Raw genomic sequence first — 17514 nt, forward strand, 5'->3', positions numbered from 1 at the left:
CCGGCGGGCGGCAAGACTCATTGGGGAGGATTGATATGGCTGCCTCTGGCTCACTGAAGCGCAACCTCGGACTGTGGTCCATCGTCGGACTCGGACTCGGCTATATGACGCCGACGGTCGTCTTCGACACATTCGGAATCGTCTCCGAACAGACGAACGGAGCAGTTCCGGCGGCGTACCTCGTGGCTCTCATCGTCATGATCTTCACGGCCTTCAGCTACGGCAAGATGGTCAGGGTCTTCCCGACCGCGGGGTCGGCCTACACCTATACGCGGGAGACGATGTCACCGGGGCTCGGCTTCCTCGTCGGGTGGACCTCCCTCCTGGACTATCTGCTGCTGCCGATGGTCAACTGCCTCATCATCCGGCTCTACATGGAGTCGATGGTCCCCGATGCGCCCCCGTGGGTGTGGGTCATCGTCTATACGATCGTCATGACCGGCATCGTCCTGTCCTCGATGCGGGGAACGGCGAACATCAACGGCATCCTCCTCGTCTTCGCGGTTGTGCTCGTCGCCACGTTCTGCGTGCTCGCCGTCATGCAGCTCAACGCCGGCGAAGGGGCCGGAGTCGTGTTCAGTCCGGAGCCGTTCATCCATCATGGCGTCCACCTCGGCGCGGTCCTCACCGGTGCGACTGTCGTGTGCTTCTCGTTCATCGGCTTCGATGCGGTGACGATGTACACGAACGAGGCGAAGCACGTCAGCCTCATGCCGAAGGCGATCATGCTCACCGTTCTCGCCGGCGGTCTCATCTTCCTCGTCGCCGGCTATTTCGCGCAGCTGCTCTTCCCCGACAATTCGCAGTTCACCATCGTCGACGATCCGCTGCCGGAGATCGGCATGATCACCGGCGGCCACGTGTTCCAGCTGTTCTTCGTGGCTGCGGCATTCGCTGCGACCGCCGCCTCGGGGCTGGCCTCGCATGCGTCGGTGTCGCGGATGATGCTCGTGATGGGCCGCAATGGGGTGCTGCCGCGCAGGGCCTTCGGCTACATCAACCCGAAGACGCACACTCCGGTGTTCAACATCGTGCTCGTCGGTGCGGTGTGCCTGCTGGCGATGTCGTTCAGCCTCGAGCTCATCTCGGCGCTCATCAACTTCGGTGCGCTCATCGCCTTCACCTTCGTCAACCTCACTGTCATTGCGCACTACGCCTTCCGGACCAAGCAGGTCAAGGACTTCAAGTCGGCGTTCAGCTACGTCGTGATGCCCGCCATCGGAGCGATCCTCACAGGAGTCCTGTGGGTGAGCCTGCATGGGACCGCGCTCATCGGCGGCCTCGTGTGGCTGGCGATCGGCATCATCTACCTGGCCGTGCTGACCCGCGGATTCAAGCGCTCGGTGCGCAGCTTCGACGACCCCGAGGCCGACGCCGAGATGTCCGAACCCGAGGCGCCTGCCCAACCCTGACCCTTCTTACTACCTGACGGCGGCCCAGCAACCTCGCGCGAGGTTGCTGGGCCGCCGTCAGGTAGTAATTGGGAAGGCAGAAGCCCCCGAGCTCTTCGCTGTTGACGATGAGCTCAGGGGCTTCTCCCTTGGCGGAAGCGGTGGGATTCGAACCCACGGTGCGGGGTTGCCGCACAACGGTTTTCAAGACCGTCTCCTTCGGCCGCTCGGACACGCTTCCTTCGGTTCTTCCATGCCTGTGACAATGATGGAGCGAACCCGGCCTGCTCGACGCGAGGTCGAGCCACCATAGTTTCTCACAACCGCAACAGCATCTGCCAATTGGCGGATGCGCACACGAATGTCACCAGCTCAGTCAGCGACTGGCTCAGTCCGCGACCTTCACCGAGGCAACCGGCACCGAGGCGACGAGTCCGCGGAGGCGGTCAGTCCTTCTTGCGCTTCTTCATCCGGTTCCGCTTACGCTCGGTGCCCAGGAGGTCATCGAACACAGACCCGCCGGCAGGCTTCGAATCGTCCCGGGACTTATCCATTGATTCGTCGGGCCGTGCCGCGGAATCGTCGCGACTCTTGTCCGGCCGCTCGGAGATCTGCTCGCCGAATGTTCCGCGGTCGCTGCCGGAGTTCTGCGAACGTTCGCTCCACGTGTGGCCGAGCTTCGGTGCGTCCTTCGGCTTGGCCGGCTGCGATTCGTGTCCAGTGCTGTCGGCGTCCTCCGAGGTGGCGCCGCGCGCCGCGAACGAGGCCGGAACTCGTCGGACCGGAGCTTCCGATTCTTCCTCGTCGACGAATTCCTCGTCTTGAGCAGGAGCTGGAGCCACTTCTGGCGCATCGTCCTGGGGCGGGACCACAGTCTTGTCCTCGACATCGTCGATGTCGGAATCCGCGACCGCGTCAACCGTGTTCTCCGCAGTATCGGCGACCTCGACCTCGTCCGCTTCGATTTCACTGGCTTCGGTCTCGTTGGTCGCGGAGTCCCCGGCTTCGGGCTCACCAGCTTCAGACTTGTTAGTTGCCAAATCCTCGGAGCCTGAGTCATCGGAGTCTGAGTTCGCGATTGCGGCCGCGACGGCACCGGAGGTTCCACGGGGCGCCGCAGAGACCGACTCCGAATCGGCGGCGGTCGCCTCGTCGGCGGGTGGAGCCACGGCGAACGCATCGCTCGACGCCACTTCCGCATCCGAGCTCTCGGCACCGGCACCACCGTCAGCACCGGCTGCGTCGCCGGAAGCTGGAGAGTCCTCGGCCGCATCGGACCCCGCCTCGCCGGAATCAGACCAGTTGAGGCGGGCCTCAGCAGCCTCCTCGGTGCGGGCGGGCTTGCCCTTGAGGACGAGGGTGAGCGTGGCCAGCGGCACGGACAGCCAGTTCGGGCGGTTGCGCAGCTCGGTGACGACCTCGACGAGAAGCCGGTCGACCAGCGCCGCGCGCAGCACGGGATCGCTCAGCCCGATGCTGTCGCCGCGCGCCCGCGAATATCCGGACAGCAGCGAGTTCTGGACCTGCGAGGCCCACAGGTACTCGGGCGAATCGAAGATCGCACGCAGCGCTCCCGGATCATTGCCGAAGCCGCTCACGACCAGCGAGCCGTCCTCGGAGTCGAGCGCGTCGGTGCGCTGCAGACGAGCGAAACCGGCAGCGTAGTCGATGCTGCGCAGCAGAGCCACGAGGTCGAAGGCGGCGGGCTTGGGGTCCGAGTCCGTCGAGTCCGTGAACTTCACGACCGAATAGCCGTCGGTGGACGAGCTGACCACATGGTCGAGCGTCAGCTCGCCGTGGATCTTCTGCAGGGTGCCGATTGTTTCGAGGCTCTGCAGCCTGGCACGGTGGCCGCGCAGCTCCGGCACCAGCGAATCCAGGGCCAGGGGTGCCCGGCCCAGCGCCCAGTCGATGCGTTCGACCCACTTCTGCACCAGCTGCTTCGTCGGTTCTCCGGCGCCTTCGACGACACCGAACTCGGCGGCCATGTCCGTGTGCAGTTCGCCGATGCGCCGCCCCATCTCTGCGGCGTGGGCGTTGTAAGCCCCGATCGAACCGGAGTCGACGGCGCACACCGTGTTCACGGCTTCTCGCCATGCAGGTTCGGCGTCGACATCGACGTGGGAGAGCAGCGCCATCGGCGCCTCCATCTCCTGGACCTCGAACATGTCGTACCAGCGGCCCGAACCCCAGCCGATGACCTCGGGCACGCTGCGCGAACCCGCCTCGGTGAGCAGAACCGGAATCGTCAGCGACGACGGCATTCCGTTCTCGAGGACGCGGAAGAACGAGAGCTCCAGCGGCTCGTATTCGTCGTGGATGATGACGGTTGACTTGTACTGCCCGGAGTCCGAGACCTCGATCGGGCGTATCTCGATGGGCATGACGTCCTCCGCCCCCACCGTGAGGTCTCCGATCGATGGCTTCGGTGGGACCGCCTCGGCGGCGGTGTTCGTCGATCCATTCGCCGAGGCGGCCGCCCCGTTCGCGGTCACAGGGAACGGCATGGGCGCACGGTCCCGGGCCTCGGTCTTCTCCTGGCTGTGGCGCAGGGATTCGGTGGACAGCTGCCCCCCGTCGAAGACCTTGCGCTTCGTGATCGCGTCGGCCATGAGGTTGACGAAGACAGGATCGGCGGCGCCGTCGTAGACGTAGACGGTGCCGAGCGCGAGGTCGTCGACGCGGCCGATGAGGGCGTGGCGCAGGTGCATGTCCTCGGCACCGCGCAGGGTCAGGGGGATGTTGAGGCGACGCAGGGTGGAACCGTCGCCGACGGAGATGACGGTCACGAGACCGGCGAAGCCCCCGAGCTCCTCGGCGGTGTAAGTGAACGCGCGGGCCACCGACATGGGGGTGATGTCGGGGTCGGTCCCGAAATCTGCTGCGAGCTTGGGAAACCACGGCTGTCGGGGTATCCAGCTGGCTAACAGTTGTTCGAGCTCACTGCTGATGGCCATGACGTCTCCTAGAAGGGATTACGGGCATCCTCCATCCAATCATGATATGGGGTGTTCGCGGTCCAGGGCGCACCCGAAACCCCGAAGTCGGGAGCCGAATCACGGGGTTCGAGTAGGAACGAGGCGGGTACGGGAGGGACGCGGTACTGTCATAGCGGGGCGGGCCGGGGCGAGTTCTCAGCGGCCCCGCAGTTGTCCTCATATCGATACAAGTTGCCAAATAGCAAGACAAAGGGCGCACAATAGTCTGGTGGTTGAAACAGACATGACTCCCCAGAAGCTCACACTCGCCGGCGAGGTCGAGGCGGCTGCGCTGCGAATTTCCGATTCCGTCATCCTGTCGCCACTTCAGATCTGCGAGCGGTTGACGACCGCGACCGGTTCCACGGTCTACCTCAAGCGCGAGGACCTGCAGATGGTGCGGTCCTACAAGATCCGCGGCGCCTTCAACTTCATGCTCCAGCTCGATGCCGACGAACGCGCCCGCGGTGTCGTCTGCGCTTCGGCGGGCAACCATGCCCAGGGCTTCGCCCGCGCCTGCAAGGAACTGGGAATCCAGGGCACGATCTTCGTGCCGAAGACGACGCCGAAGCAGAAGATCGAACGCGTTCGCCACTTCGGCGGGGAACAGGTGACGATCGAGATCGCCGGCTCCACCTACGATGACGCCTCGGCGCTGGCGCACCGGTTCGCCGAACGCAATGAGGCACTCCTGGTCTCGGCCTTCGACGATATGCGCACCATCGCCGGGCAGGGCACCGTGGCCGCCGAGATCCACGCGCAGCTCGAGACCGACCCCGACTACATCATCGTGCCCGTCGGCGGCGGCGGAGTGCTCGCGGGAATCGCCGCCTATGCGGCCGAACGGATGCCGAACACGAAGGTCATCGGCGCCGAACCCGCCGGAGCCGCCTCGATGATCGCAGCGCTCAAGGCCGGCCACCCCGTGACCTTGGAGAACATCGACCGTTTCGCCGACGGCACCGCAGTGCGCCGGGCCGGCAACATCACCTATGACGTCATCGCCGACCTCGGCCTCGACATCCGCCCCGTCGCCGAGGGCGCGGTGGCCACCGAGATGCTCGATATGTACCAGGTCGACGGAATCATCGCCGAACCCTCCGGTGCTCTGGCCTCGGCCGGGATCGGCGGCCCGGACTCGGACAAGCCGATCACGATCGAACCCGGATCGACCGTGGTGTGCCTGGTCTCCGGCGGCAACAACGACATCTCCCGCTACCCGGAGATCCTCGAACGCTCACTCGTCCACGAAGGCCTCAAGCACTACTTCATCGTCGACTTCCCGCAGGAACCCGGTGCCCTGCGCCGGTTCCTCAACGAGGTGCTCGGGCCCGAGGACGACATCGCGATGTTCGAGTATGTAAAACGCTCCGACCGGGAGACCGGACCGGCGTTCGTCGGCATTCAGCTCGGCTATGCCGAAGACCTGCCGAACCTGCTCGAGCGGATGGAGGCCTCGAACATCGAGGTCGAGCGCGTCCACCAGAACTCGCCGATGTTCCGCCTCTTCGCCTGAGCGGCTTCGCTGCCGCCCTGCCTCATCCCGAGCGGCCTTCCACCGAACCCCACCTCGCGGATGCCCCTGCCCACTCGCGCACCCAGCTACTAGAGTGGACGCATGCGCGCTATCACGATCTCCTCCCCCGGTGAGCCCGAGGTCCTGCAGGTCACCGACGAACCCACGCCAGACATCGCCGCCGACGAGGTCCTCGTCCGCGTCCATGCCGCCGGCGTCAACAGGGCCGACCTCCTGCAGCGCCGCGGATTCTACGATCCCCCACCAGGGGCCACCGAGATTCCCGGCCTCGAGGTCTCCGGCACGATCGAAGAACTCGGCGCCGACGTCACCGGCTGGTCCGTCGGCGACCGGGTGGCGGCTCTGCTCTCAGGCGGCGGCTACGCCGAATACGTGCCCGTACCCGCAGGTCAGCTGCTTCCCGTCCCCGCCGGCTTCGACCTCACCGAGGCGGCCGCCCTGCCCGAGGTGCTGTCGACCGTCTGGTCCAACATCGTCGGCTGCGGACAGGTGCAGGCAGGCGAATGGCTTCTCGTCCACGGCGGCGGCTCCGGAATCGGAACGGCCGCAATCCAGATCGCACGCCACCTCGGCGTGAAGATCGTCGTGACCGTCGGGTCCGAGAAGAAGGCCGAATTCTGCCGCGAACTCGGCGCCGATGCCGTCATCAACTACCGCGAAGAGGACTTCGTCGAACGCGTCCACGAGATCTGCACCCACGACGACGGGTCGACCGGAGCCGATGTCATCCTCGACATCATCGGCGCGAAGTACCTCGAGCGCAATATCAAGGCGCTGGGCACCGACGGCCGTCTCGTCATCATCGGCATGCAGGGCGGAACGAAGACCGAGATTAACCTCGGCTGGCTCATGCAGCCGCGCAAGTCAGTCTCCGCCACGACCCTGCGGGCGCGGCCGAAGGACCAGAAGATCGCCATCGTCGCCGAGGTGGCCGACCGTCTCTGGCCGGCTGTGGTCTCGGGCGACATCCGCCCCATCATCCACGAAGCCATGCCGTTGGCCGACGTCGTCCGCGCTCATCAGATGCTGGAGGACGGGGCGAACATCGGAAAAGTTCTGCTCATCGTCGATGAGGAAGGTGCATGACCAATGACTGAGAATCCCGCGTCGGCAGACGGCATCCAGAACTCTGCGGGCGACACGAGCACTTCGGACGCAGCGAACACAGACGAGGCGGGGAACGCGAACGGTGTGTCGAACGCCGACGGAGCGCAGTCCGGCCTCGCCAAGGCGCAGCACGATCAGGCGGATGTCTCGTCACCGGCGAAGGTGATGCGCATCGGCACCATGGTCAAGCAGCTGCTCGAGGAGGTCCGCAGCACCGAACTCGACGAGAAGGGACGCGAGCGCCTCGCCGAGATCCATCGCCGCTCCATCGACGAACTCGAAGATGGGCTGTCGAAGGACCTCATCGAGGAACTCGAGCGCCTCGACCTGCCCTTCGACTCGGCCGACGGTCCCCCGACGACCTCGGAGCTGCGGATCGCCCAGGCTCAACTCGTCGGTTGGTTAGAGGGTCTCTTCCACGGCATCCAGACCGCGATCATGGCACAGCAGGCCATGGCCCAGCAGATGGCCGGTCGCGGCCAACTGCCTCCGGGAATGGTTCCGCCCGGAATGACGCCGTCCGACGGGCAGCCCGGCGAAGAGAAGGAGTCGGACCGCGACGATCGCGGCACCGGCAACTATCTGTGAAGCGCTTCTTCTCCGGTCTGCGCAAGAAGGCGATTCCGACCGCGGTCAAGGACGATGACCGGTTCGGCACCGGTCTGTGGCGCCACAACCGCGACCGCTTCATCCGCGCAGTCGACCGGTACTACACCACCGCGGTGGCCCTCCACGAGGCACGGGACTCCGGTGGCAGCACCACGTCGGGAGCCGCCTCGGCGGGATCATCCGACGGCTCGGTCACGGCCGCCTCGGCGAACGATCCGATCGACGTCATCGTCGACGGCACCCACCGGCTCAACGCGCTCGTCGACGTCGTCGACGACCTCACCGCGTCCCTCCATGCCCGCCACCCCGTCACCGGTCAGGTGGTGCCCGGGCCGGCTCGGCAGGCCGTCGGCGACGCACCGGAGCTGCTGACGAAGGCCTCGTCGAAGGTCGGCGAGGCGGTGCTCGCGGCGTCGATGGCACGGTCGGACGAGTCATCGGGACGGTCGATCGGCTCGAGCGCGGAGGCCACGGTTCGGTTCATCACGGATGCCGAGGAGCTGCTGGGGCGGGCGCGGGAGATTCTCGCTAGGGTGGAGGCATCATGAGACCTCCGATCAGCCCCGATATCCTGCCGCCGGATGACTTCGACCTCGGCCTTGTCGCCAGCGATATCGACGGCACTCTGCTGCTGAACTGGAAGCCGATCTCGACGGCCACCATCGATGCGATCCACCGCTGTCAGGATGCGGGAATCCCGTTCGTGCTTGTCACCGGGCGGCCCATCCGATGGTTAGCGCCGATCGCCGAGCAGATCCCCGACCTCGGTCGCGTCGTCTGCCTCAACGGGGCGGTCGTCTACGACATCGCATCGCAGTCCGTCGTCGATGCCCACACCATCGATACGCAGACACTGACGGAGATCACCGCGGCGGTCCGCGTCGATCATCCCGAGGCCCGGTTCGCCTACGAGACGCTCAACGGCGGTTTCATCGACCGGGAGTTCGTCACCGGCCGACCGCGTGAGGCCAGTATCATCGACGATGTATCCGAACTCGCCGACGAGGACGTCGTGAAGGTGCTCGTGCGTCTGGAGACGAGCGATTCGCAGGCGATGCACGACCTCATCGATCCGCTCGTCGACGGCACCTGTCATGCGTCGTTCTCCGAGCCGGACAACGGCCTCGTCGAACTCGCACCGTTCGGAATCACGAAGGCGAAGACGCTGTCGGATCTGTGCGACCACCTCGGAGTGGCGCGGGCGCAGGTGATGGCGTTCGGGGATATGCCCAACGACATCGAGATGCTGTCGTGGGCCGGGCACGGGGTCGCCATGGGCAATGCGCTGGGGTCGGTCAAGGCGATCGCCGCGGCGGTAACGGAGGCCGTCGACGACGATGGCGTCGCCCGCTACCTCGACGCAGTCTTAGACACCCGCCCCAACTAACCCTAATTGCTACGCGACGGCGGCCCAGCTACCTCGCGCGAGGTTGCTGGGCCGCCGTCAGGTAGCAATTAGGGGCGGGTGTTGGTGGTGCCCTCTGCTTCGAGGAGCGCTGAGTCGAGGCTGAAGTAATCGACCAGTGCTACTGCCAGTCCGTCGTCGTCGACCGAATCGGTGACCACGCTCGCGAGCACCTTGAGTTCGTCCTTCGACTGCCCCATGACGATTCCGTGTTCGACCCATTCGATCATCTCGAGGTCGTTGAGTCCGTCCCCGGCCCCCACAGTGTGAGCGTGCTTGACCCCAAGTTCCTCGGCCACGATCTCCAGACCGCTGGCTTTCGAGACCCCGTCCGGGGCGATGTCGAGCCAGTTGCTCCAGCCCACCGAGTAGCTGACCTCATGCAGTCCGAGCGAGTCCACGGCGGCGGCAAACTCCTCGGCAGTGCCGTTGACCTCACGCATGACGATGCGGGTGGCCCGCTTGGTCAGCAGCTCGTCGAAGTCGACGATGTCGAGTGTGTCGGATTCGGCGAGTTCGCCGACCGGGAACGCCCCGGACGCCCACCGGTGCAGGTCCGGATCCTCGACGAGGAACAGTGCCGTCGGCAGCGCCGCGTGCATCTGCTCGAGCGCATCCTTCGGGTCGAAGGACACGACATGGTGCAGCTCCCACCCCAACGGCAGCTCCGGGTCGAGGCGGACGACGACCGATCCGTTCGAGCACACGATGAAGCCATGTTTGAGGTCGAGCGCGTGGACGACCTCAAGCGCTCCCGGCAGGGCTCGGCCGGTGGAGACCACGAGGTGATGGCCCTCCTCGGCGAGCCGATCGAGCACCTGCTTCACCGACTCCGACAGGGTTCCGTCGTAGCCGACGATCGTGCCGTCGACATCGAGTGCGATGAGGTGCGGGGTCAATGTGTCTCCCAACGTATGCGTGAATCTTCTTGTCGTTCTTCCCGGCGCCGAGGCGACCGAACCCAACCGAGTCCCGCCGAGTTCCGCCGCACGGTCAGTTCCCCGCGTCCCGGCACAGGCTCAGTAGCGCGGTCCTTCCGGTCCCTGTGCGGTCATCCCGCCGAGGTAGGGCCGCAGTGCCTCGGGCACCGTGACCGAACCGTCCGCCTGCTGATGGTTCTCGAGGATCGGCACCAGCCAGCGGGTGTTGGCCATGGTTCCATTGAGGGTGGCGACGGGGCGGGTCGATCCGTCGCGGCGTTCGCGGATCTGCAGGCGGCGTGCCTGGAAAGTCGTGCAGTTCGACGTCGAGGTCAGTTCCCGGTAGGTGCCCTGCGTCGGCACCCAGGCTTCGCAGTCGAACTTGCGGGCGGCCGAATCACCGAGGTCGCCGGCGGCTGTGTCGATGACCCGGTAGGGCAGCTCGCACAGCCCGAGCATCTTCTCCTGCAGTGACAGCATCCGCTCGTGTTCGGCTTCGGCGTCCTCGACCGGGACGTAGGCGAACATCTCGACCTTCTGGAACTGGTGGACGCGGATGATTCCGCGGGTGTCCTTGCCGTAGGAGCCGGCCTCGCGGCGGTAGCAGGAGGAGATGCCGGCGTAGCGCAGCGGACCGTCGGTCAGGTCGATGATCTCGTCCATGTGGTAGCCGGCCAAGGGCACCTCGGAGGTGCCGACGAGGAACAGGTCGTCGGCTTCGAGACGGTACACCTCGTCGGCGTGCTCACCGAGGAACCCGGTGCCGCGCATGACTTCGGGACGCACCAGGGTCGGGGTGATGGTCGGGCTGAACCCGGCCTCCTCGGCGACGTCGCGGGCGAGGTTGAGCAGAGCCATCTCGAGCTTCGCGCCGAAACCGGTGAGGTAGTGGAAACGCGAGCCGGAGACCTTCGTTCCCCGCTGAGTGTCGATGGCCTTCAGCTTCTCGCCGATCTCGAGATGATCGAGCGGTTCGAAGCCGTCCGGGGTGAAGTCGCGGGGAACGCCGACGGTCTTGAGCGTCACGAAGTTCTCTTCGCCGCCGGCAGGGATGCCGTCGATGATGAGGTTCGGGACCTTCGACACGAGCTGGTCGAAGGCGAAAGTGGCTTCTTCGGATTCCGCGGACAGCGACTTCACGGCCTCGGACTTCGCCTTGCCCTCCGCGATGAGTGCCGGCTTGTCCTCCTTCGGCGCCTTCGCGATCTGGGAGGAGAACGACTTCTGATCCGCACGTGCGTCTTCGAAGGCGGTGATGGCCGCACGACGAGCGGAATCGGCGGCGATGACCTCGTCGATGAGCTCGACGGATGCCCCGCGAGCCTCCTGCGATGCCTTGAACAGGGCCGGGTTGTCTCTGAGAAGCGCTAGATCGATCACCCTCTCAGCTTAACGGGCCGGGCGTGTTTTCGACATTCGGCACTCAGCCTGCACACGACCGGGGCACTGTAGATTTGGGACATGATCATCGAGTTGGACCCCCTGATGACCTGGGTCATCGTCATCGGTGCCCTCGCCGTGCTCGTGGCCGCGTTCCTCATCGGCCGCCGCAACGGCGTGCGACGCACACTCAACACGATGAGACGCTACGCCCACCCGGCGAACCTCTCCGACGAGGCGGTCGATGATGCTGCCCGATACCGTGCCGCGCTCATCGTCAATCCCACGAAGACCGATGTGCGCAAATTGGCCGCCACCGCCGAGGCGATCTGTCGATTCGAGGGATGGAACCCTCCGCTCGTGCTCGAGACCACCCCCGAGGATTCCGGTGAGGGGGCCACGGTCCGTGCCCTCGACGAGGGAGTCGACGTCGTCATCGCCGCCGGCGGGGACGGCACCATCCGCGCGGTCGCCTCGGCGCTGGCCGGCACCTCCACTCCGCTGGGGATCGTGCCGCTGGGGACCGGGAATCTGCTCGCCCGCAATATCGACCTCGTCCTCGACAAGACGGAATGGGCGTTGCGGATCGCCCTGTGGGGACGCAACCGGGAGATCGACGTGGGGAAGGCGAAGATCACCCCCGACGGCGATACCCATGTCTTCACCGTGATGACCGGACTCGGCTTCGACGCCGCGGTCATGGCCGATACCAATGACGATCTCAAGGCCCGCCTCGGATGGCTCGCCTACGTCGAAGCGGGATCGCGGAAGCTCACCGGCAAACCCAGTCACGTCAAGGTCACGTTCGACGACGAATATCGGATCTCGGCCAGGGTGCGTTCGGTGCTCGGCGGCAATTGCGGCCGATTGCAGGGAGGCATCCAGCTGCTGCCGCAGGCCGTCATCGACGACGGCATGCTCGACGTGCTCATCGTCAGCCCGAAGAACCTCGGCCAATGGGTCGGCGTGCTCGCATCGATCGCCGGCCGCCGAGCCTCACGCGGGCTGCACACGAACATCCGGAAGTGCCGAAAGGTCGTCATCGAAGCCGGCGACGAGGTCGATATTCAGATCGACGGAGACCCGCTGGGACAGTCGTCCTACCTGGAGATGGAGGTCGACCCCTCCGCCCTGACCGTCCGCGTCCCCACCGTCGAACAGCGCAAGCAGATCCGCGCCGAGGCGTGGCCGGTCTAGCTCAGAACCGCTGAATTCGCGCGGCCGACGCGTCCCCTCGCCGAGGCGGCACTGACAGCCATTCTTTTACCGACGAGTAGGTCACGAAACGGTTAAAGAAATTCACCTAAGTGTTACCGCTTTTAAACCTGAACAAAACGTACAGAAATAGTTTGGAAAACCCTCAGAACCTAGGATGAGTGCCGTATCACACCCCTCGCCACAGAGATTGAAGGCACTCCAATGAAGAAGATCATCCTCGCGCCGGCAGTCGCGCTCGCGTTCACCGGGCTTGTCGCGAGCCCGGTCGCTGCCGCGGAATCGACGTCTGCCCAGTCCGCCTCCACGCAGAAGGCCGAGCAGAAGAAGGTTGAAGCCGCAAAGGCCGAAGCCAAGAAGAAGGAAGAGGCCAAGAAGGCCGCGGCTGAGAAGGCCGAAGCCGAGAAGAAGGCAGCCGCGGAGAAGGCGGCAGCCGAAAAGAAGGCCAAGGAAAAGGCCGAGGCTGCCAAGAAAGCCGCCGACAAGAAGAAGGCGGACGAGAAGAAGGCCGCCGAGGACAAAGCGGATAGGAAGGACGAGGCAAAGAAGCCTCCGAAGAACGTCGATCCGAAGCCCGCTCCTGCCCCCAAGGACGAGGACAAGGACTCCAAGGACGACGACAAGTCCGAGGACAAGGCCAACCCCATCAACGCCTCGGTGCAGGTCACCTCGGGTGAAGTCACCGCCGAGGAGCTCCACGAGGACGGTGTGACCGTCAAAGTCACCGGCCTCGAGAAGGGCGACAAGGTCGCCGCCAAGTCCGGACTGACCGGTCCTGCCGTCACCGCTCAGGGTTCGACCGCGACCCTGAAGCTGCGTTCCTCCAAGAGCGCCGAGTCCCTCACCTCCGGCCAGCAGAGCCTTGCCGTTCAGGTCGAGCGCAAGAATGCACAAAGCGTCACGGAGACAACTAGCTTCTCGTACGCCCCGTTTGCAGATGACGGGACCGCCCCGATCGACGCCAAACTCTCGGTGTCCCCAAACGAGATCACCGCAGAAGATCTCGCCGACGAGAGCAAGGGCGTCGACGTCACTGTTACCGGCCTTGAAAAGGACGACACAGTTTCTGACAGCCTAACCGGCAAAGAGAAGACTGTGCAAGCCGATGGTGATTTCACCTTCAGCGTCTACTACAAAGGCGTCCCCGCGGATCTCGAAAAGGGCCCCGTCGATTTCACCGTCACCATCGACCGTGAGGACGAGGAATCAAAGACCCTCAACGGCACCATCAACGTCGTCGACGAAACCAGCGAGGTCGACCCGACCGTCAAGGTCGACTCGAAGAAGATCTCCCTCGAGGACTTCAAGAAGGACGGTCTGAAGTTCAGCGGATCCGGGTTCACCCCGAACGGAACCGTCAGCGTCAAGGGCGAGGCTGTCTCAACGCAGCGTGCCGCCGCACCGCAGGCCGACGAACTGCGCGCTGACGAAAACGGTGATGTCGAAGGCGTTGTGACCGCTCCCGAATCTCTCGAAGCCGGCACCTACTCGCTGACTTTCATCGACGATGAGACCAGCACCGCCAGCAACTCCGTCGAGGTCACCGTCACCGACGAAGACGAGGACGCCGTCGATCCGATCGATGCTTCGCTCAAGGTCGATCCTAAGGAGATCACCGCAGAGGATCTCGCCAACAAGGACAAGGGCGTGACAGTCACCGTCTCCGGCGTGAAGAAGGGCGACACGATCACCGACTCGCTCACCGGCAAGAGTGAGACCGCAGAGGCTGACGGTGACTACAAGCTCCACCTCTGGTACGAAGGCAACCCCGCGAACCTCGAGGTCGGCAAGGTTCCGTTCACCGTCACCATCGACCGCGAAGGCACCGAGTCGGAGACTCTCAACGGCAACATCAACGTTGTCGGTGAAGACGATGGTGAGACCGAGGCTCCCGCCGAGGCGACCTTCAAGGTCTCACCGAAGACGATCGAGGCGGCGGACTTCGCCAACGAGAAGAAGGGCGTCACCCTCGCCGTCGAGAACTGCGAGCCCGGCGCAGATGTCCACTTCGAGGTCAACCCGAAGGGCATCAACGTCACGGCCTATGAGAACACCGTCAAAGCTGACGACGAAGGCAATGCCTCGGTCAACGTCTTCGGCACCTCGTCGGATGTCTCCGCCTACGTCGGTGCGTACACCGCAACCGCAACTTGCGGCGACGACACCATGAAAGACTCCTTCACAGTTACCGAAGGCGCCAATGGCGGCGGATCTGACGGCGGGGACAACGGCAATGCCGGCAACGGCGGTGGAGATGACGGCAGCCAGCTGCCTCGCACCGGTGCCGACCTCGGTGGACTGACGACGGGAGCCCTGCTCCTCCTCGTCGGTGGTGCCGCGATCGCACTGACCGGCCGCAAGAACAAGTTCGGACAGACTCCGACGAGCTTCTGATCCGAGCCAGGCGGATGACCTGAATCGAGAGGGAGGGGCGGCTCAGCACACGCTGAGCCGCCCCTCCTTCTGTTCTGCAGTCTGTGACGAACCGGGTGTTCAGGGTGAATGAAGAATGAACTCTGCAACAGAGCCGACGTCAGTGCTGAACAAAACGACCACAACTATGTGTGTGGTGAATGTTGCATTACTGTTACATTCGTAATACTTCACACCCACCTGTAATTTTCTAAGGAAATACATGAAGAAGCTCGCCCTCGCCCCCGCGGTGGCCATCGCCATCACCGGCCTGGCCGCACCCCCAGTCATCGCTGCTCCCGGTTCGGACAGCTACTCGCACACTGTCGTCAAGAACTCCGGCGACGCCCAGGAGAGCACTCCTTCGGAGTCGCCTGAGGCTGAGGCGCAGGCCATCGAAGCGAAGGTGACAACCTCCCCCAAGGAGATCACCGCCGAGGACCTCGCCAACAAGGACAAGGGAATCGTCGTCACGATCACCGGTCTTGAAGCCGGAGACAAGATCTCGGATTCGCTCACCGGCGAAGCCGGAACTGCTGAGGGCGATACCTTCGAATACAACATCTACTCGACTCAGCCCGCCGAAGACATCGAGAACGGCAAGGTCGACTTCTCCGTCACGATCACTCGCGATGGCGAGGAGCGCACCTATGACGGGCTGAGCTTCTCCGTCGTCGACGACACAGACGAGCCCGAGGCTCCCGAGGTCGACCCGAAGGTCTCGCTCAACGCCGACAAGTTCACGGAGAGCGAGTTCGCAGAGAACGGCATCAAGGTCACCGGTGAGGGCTTCACCCCGAACAGCAAGGTCACCGTCGTCGGCGGCAACGCAACGTCGCCGTTCGCGACCAATGAAGTCGAAGCCGACGACGAAGGAAAGATCTCCGCAACCCTGAAGTTTGAGGGCGACGAGGCGCTTCCGGCCGGCGACTACTCCGTCTGGGGCGTCGACCAGGAGTCGGAAACCAACTCCCCGGCTCAGGACTTCGTCATCACCGAAGACGAAACCGAAGAGCCCACCGCTCCGGTTGAAGAAGCCAAGCTGACCGTCTCCCCCGAGTCGATCACGCCTGCTGACTTCGTCAAGGAAGACAAGGGCGTTACCCTCGCCGTCGAGAACTGCGAACCCGGTGAAGACGTCCGCTTCCTCGTCAATCCCAAGGGCGAGTCGAGCGTCACCGCCTTCGAAAAGACCGTCCAGGCTGACGACGAAGGCAAGGCCAACGTCAACGTCTATGGCACCAGCGCCTCCAACGCATCGGCCTACGTCGGCGAATACGACGTCACCGTCACCTGCGGCGATGACGAACTGACCGGTGACTTCTCGGTCGAGGAAGACCCGAACGCCGGTGGCGGCGACGGCAATGAAGACGGTAACGGCGGAAACGATGATGGCGACAACGGAGACGCCGGCAACGGCGGCGACCTGCCCCGCACCGGTACCGAGCTGACCGGCCTGGTCGGCGGCGCCGGCCTCCTCCTCATCGGTGGAGTTGCAGTCGCCATGACCATGCGCCGCAAGAAGGTTGCCAAAGATCCCGCTGAGATCTGATAGCGACCGACTTGAGAACATGCCGGCTCGACTGAGGCGGGCGTGAGTCGAAGAAGGGCGCGAACCCAGTTGGGTTCGCGCCCTTCTTCTTTTCGCTGCAACAAAGCAGAAGACAGCTCATTCCATGCGGTCGTACCTCGAGCGCAGGGCGAGGAAGACCCCGTAGAGGACCAGGCCGAGACCCACGGCCAACAGCAGATACGGCCCGAACGGCTGATCGCGCATGCCCTTGAGCGCACCGTCGATACCAGTGAACTCCTCCGGATCACCGGTCGCCGCAGACACCACGATGAGGATGCCCACCGACAGCAGCGTCGCACCTTTGCCCAGATACCCGACAACACCGGTGAATCCGACGAGGAAGCGGGTGAACGCGCTGCGCGGCCGACGAAGCTCATCTTTCCACTTCCGGCGCAGACCATTGATACAGAACACGATGCCGATGAGCGCAATCACGGCGCCGGCAGCCATGAGGATATACAGTCCGCCCGGGGCCTTCGCCACGGTCGTCGAGGCCTGTGAGCTCACTTTGCCCGAGTCCGATCCTCCGCCGAAGACGAACTGGGAGAAGGTCGCGGCAACCACAACATAGGCAATGGCAGAACCGACCGTCGAGAAGAAGTCGATCCACTGTTTCCTCCCCTGCTTCTCCTGCGGGTCGCGAGTTCCGGCACCGCGCAGCGACGACGCACCGAAGAACGCGTTGACCAAGCACCACAACGCCATCAGCGCACAGCCGAGGAAGCAGATCACGATCAGCACCAGGCCGAAGGGCTGTGAAGCGATCTGTCCGACCGCTCCGGCCTGGTCGGCTTCGCCGCCGCCCTGCCCCAGGCCGATCGTCACGGCCGTCGCACCGAGGATCGCGTGGACCAACCCATTGGCAATGAAGCCCGCGCGGGCCACACGCTCGAACCAGCGGCTGTCCGCGGCTTCCTGAGCCGCCGAATCGGCACTGTCGGCGACCTGTCGAACCTTCTCTTTCTCGTTCACAGAGTCAGTGTCGCA

At 64.5% G+C, this 17514-nt stretch carries 13 protein-coding genes and 1 tRNA gene; 9 read left to right on the forward strand and 5 right to left on the reverse strand.

Annotated elements, in window-relative coordinates:
* Nucleotides 1–35: 35 nt before the first annotated feature.
* Nucleotides 36–1412 carry an APC family permease gene (locus tag ACOZ9V_RS16450; protein ID WP_434591830.1) on the forward strand — a complete coding sequence of 459 codons (1377 nt, stop codon included), beginning with the start codon at nt 36–38 and terminating at the stop codon, nt 1410–1412.
* A 129-nt stretch (nt 1413–1541) separates the two neighbouring features.
* On the opposite strand, the gene ACOZ9V_RS16455 is transcribed toward ACOZ9V_RS16450, so the two are convergent.
* Together ACOZ9V_RS16455 and ACOZ9V_RS16460 are read right to left on the reverse strand one after the other, a co-directional pair.
* Nucleotides 1542–1632: transfer RNA gene (locus ACOZ9V_RS16455), tRNA-Ser, on the reverse strand.
* A gap of 205 nt (nt 1633–1837) precedes the next feature.
* Nucleotides 1838–4348 carry a maltokinase N-terminal cap-like domain-containing protein gene (locus ACOZ9V_RS16460; RefSeq protein ID WP_434591833.1) on the reverse strand — a complete coding sequence of 837 codons (2511 nt, stop codon included), beginning with the start codon at nt 4346–4348 and terminating at the stop codon, nt 1838–1840.
* Between the two features lie 265 nt (nt 4349–4613).
* On the opposite strand from ACOZ9V_RS16460, the gene ilvA reads away from it, so the two are divergent.
* The 5 genes from ilvA to ACOZ9V_RS16485 all read left to right on the forward strand — a co-directional run bounded on the left by ilvA (nt 4614) and on the right by ACOZ9V_RS16485 (nt 9009).
* Nucleotides 4614–5885, forward strand: a complete 1272-nt coding sequence (gene ilvA, locus ACOZ9V_RS16465) for a threonine ammonia-lyase IlvA (RefSeq protein WP_139468263.1) — start codon at nt 4614–4616, stop codon at nt 5883–5885.
* Nucleotides 5886–5987: 102 nt separating this feature from the next.
* Nucleotides 5988–6992, forward strand: a complete 1005-nt coding sequence (locus ACOZ9V_RS16470) for an NAD(P)H-quinone oxidoreductase (protein ID WP_434591836.1) — start codon at nt 5988–5990, stop codon at nt 6990–6992.
* 3 nt (nt 6993–6995) lie between these two features.
* Nucleotides 6996–7601 carry a proteasome activator gene (locus ACOZ9V_RS16475; protein ID WP_434591839.1) on the forward strand — a complete coding sequence of 202 codons (606 nt, stop codon included), beginning with the start codon at nt 6996–6998 and terminating at the stop codon, nt 7599–7601.
* Nucleotides 7598–8170 (forward strand): hypothetical protein, encoded by a 573-nt coding sequence (locus ACOZ9V_RS16480; RefSeq protein WP_434591842.1) that lies wholly within the window; start codon nt 7598–7600, stop codon nt 8168–8170. Before ACOZ9V_RS16475 ends, ACOZ9V_RS16480 begins: the two co-directional genes overlap by 4 nt.
* A complete protein-coding gene (locus tag ACOZ9V_RS16485) occupies nt 8167–9009 on the forward strand; it encodes an HAD family hydrolase (protein ID WP_434591843.1) in 843 nt (280 codons plus the stop codon). The genes ACOZ9V_RS16480 and ACOZ9V_RS16485 overlap by 4 nt, the downstream gene beginning before the upstream one ends.
* A gap of 68 nt (nt 9010–9077) precedes the next feature.
* Here the strand turns inward: ACOZ9V_RS16485 and ACOZ9V_RS16490 are convergent, their stop codons facing one another.
* Nucleotides 9078–9926 (reverse strand): HAD family hydrolase, encoded by an 849-nt coding sequence (locus tag ACOZ9V_RS16490; protein ID WP_434591844.1) that lies wholly within the window; start codon nt 9924–9926, stop codon nt 9078–9080.
* 120 nt (nt 9927–10046) lie between these two features.
* Nucleotides 10047–11327, reverse strand: a complete 1281-nt coding sequence (serS, locus tag ACOZ9V_RS16495) for a serine--tRNA ligase (protein WP_434591846.1) — start codon at nt 11325–11327, stop codon at nt 10047–10049.
* 81 nt (nt 11328–11408) lie between these two features.
* Here serS and ACOZ9V_RS16500 point away from each other — a divergent pair, with 81 nt between their 5' ends.
* The 3 genes from ACOZ9V_RS16500 to ACOZ9V_RS16510 all read left to right on the forward strand — a co-directional run bounded on the left by ACOZ9V_RS16500 (nt 11409) and on the right by ACOZ9V_RS16510 (nt 16506).
* Complete coding sequence (locus ACOZ9V_RS16500; protein WP_434591848.1) at nt 11409–12524, forward strand: diacylglycerol/lipid kinase family protein; 1116 nt, start codon at nt 11409–11411, stop codon at nt 12522–12524.
* 222 nt (nt 12525–12746) lie between these two features.
* Nucleotides 12747–14936, forward strand: coding sequence for a hypothetical protein (locus tag ACOZ9V_RS16505; RefSeq protein ID WP_434591850.1), 2190 nt, complete (start codon nt 12747–12749; stop codon nt 14934–14936).
* Nucleotides 14937–15177: 241 nt separating this feature from the next.
* Nucleotides 15178–16506 (forward strand): lipoprotein 17-related variable surface protein, encoded by a 1329-nt coding sequence (locus ACOZ9V_RS16510; RefSeq protein WP_434591851.1) that lies wholly within the window; start codon nt 15178–15180, stop codon nt 16504–16506.
* 117 nt (nt 16507–16623) lie between these two features.
* On the opposite strand, the gene ACOZ9V_RS16515 is transcribed toward ACOZ9V_RS16510, so the two are convergent.
* Nucleotides 16624–17499 (reverse strand): DUF1206 domain-containing protein, encoded by an 876-nt coding sequence (locus ACOZ9V_RS16515; protein ID WP_181272242.1) that lies wholly within the window; start codon nt 17497–17499, stop codon nt 16624–16626.
* Nucleotides 17500–17514: the final 15 nt, after the last annotated feature.

Source organism: Brevibacterium sp. 1718 (assembly GCF_051131255.1).
In the GTDB taxonomy this organism is placed as follows: Bacteria; Actinomycetota; Actinomycetes; order Actinomycetales; family Brevibacteriaceae; genus Brevibacterium; species Brevibacterium sediminis.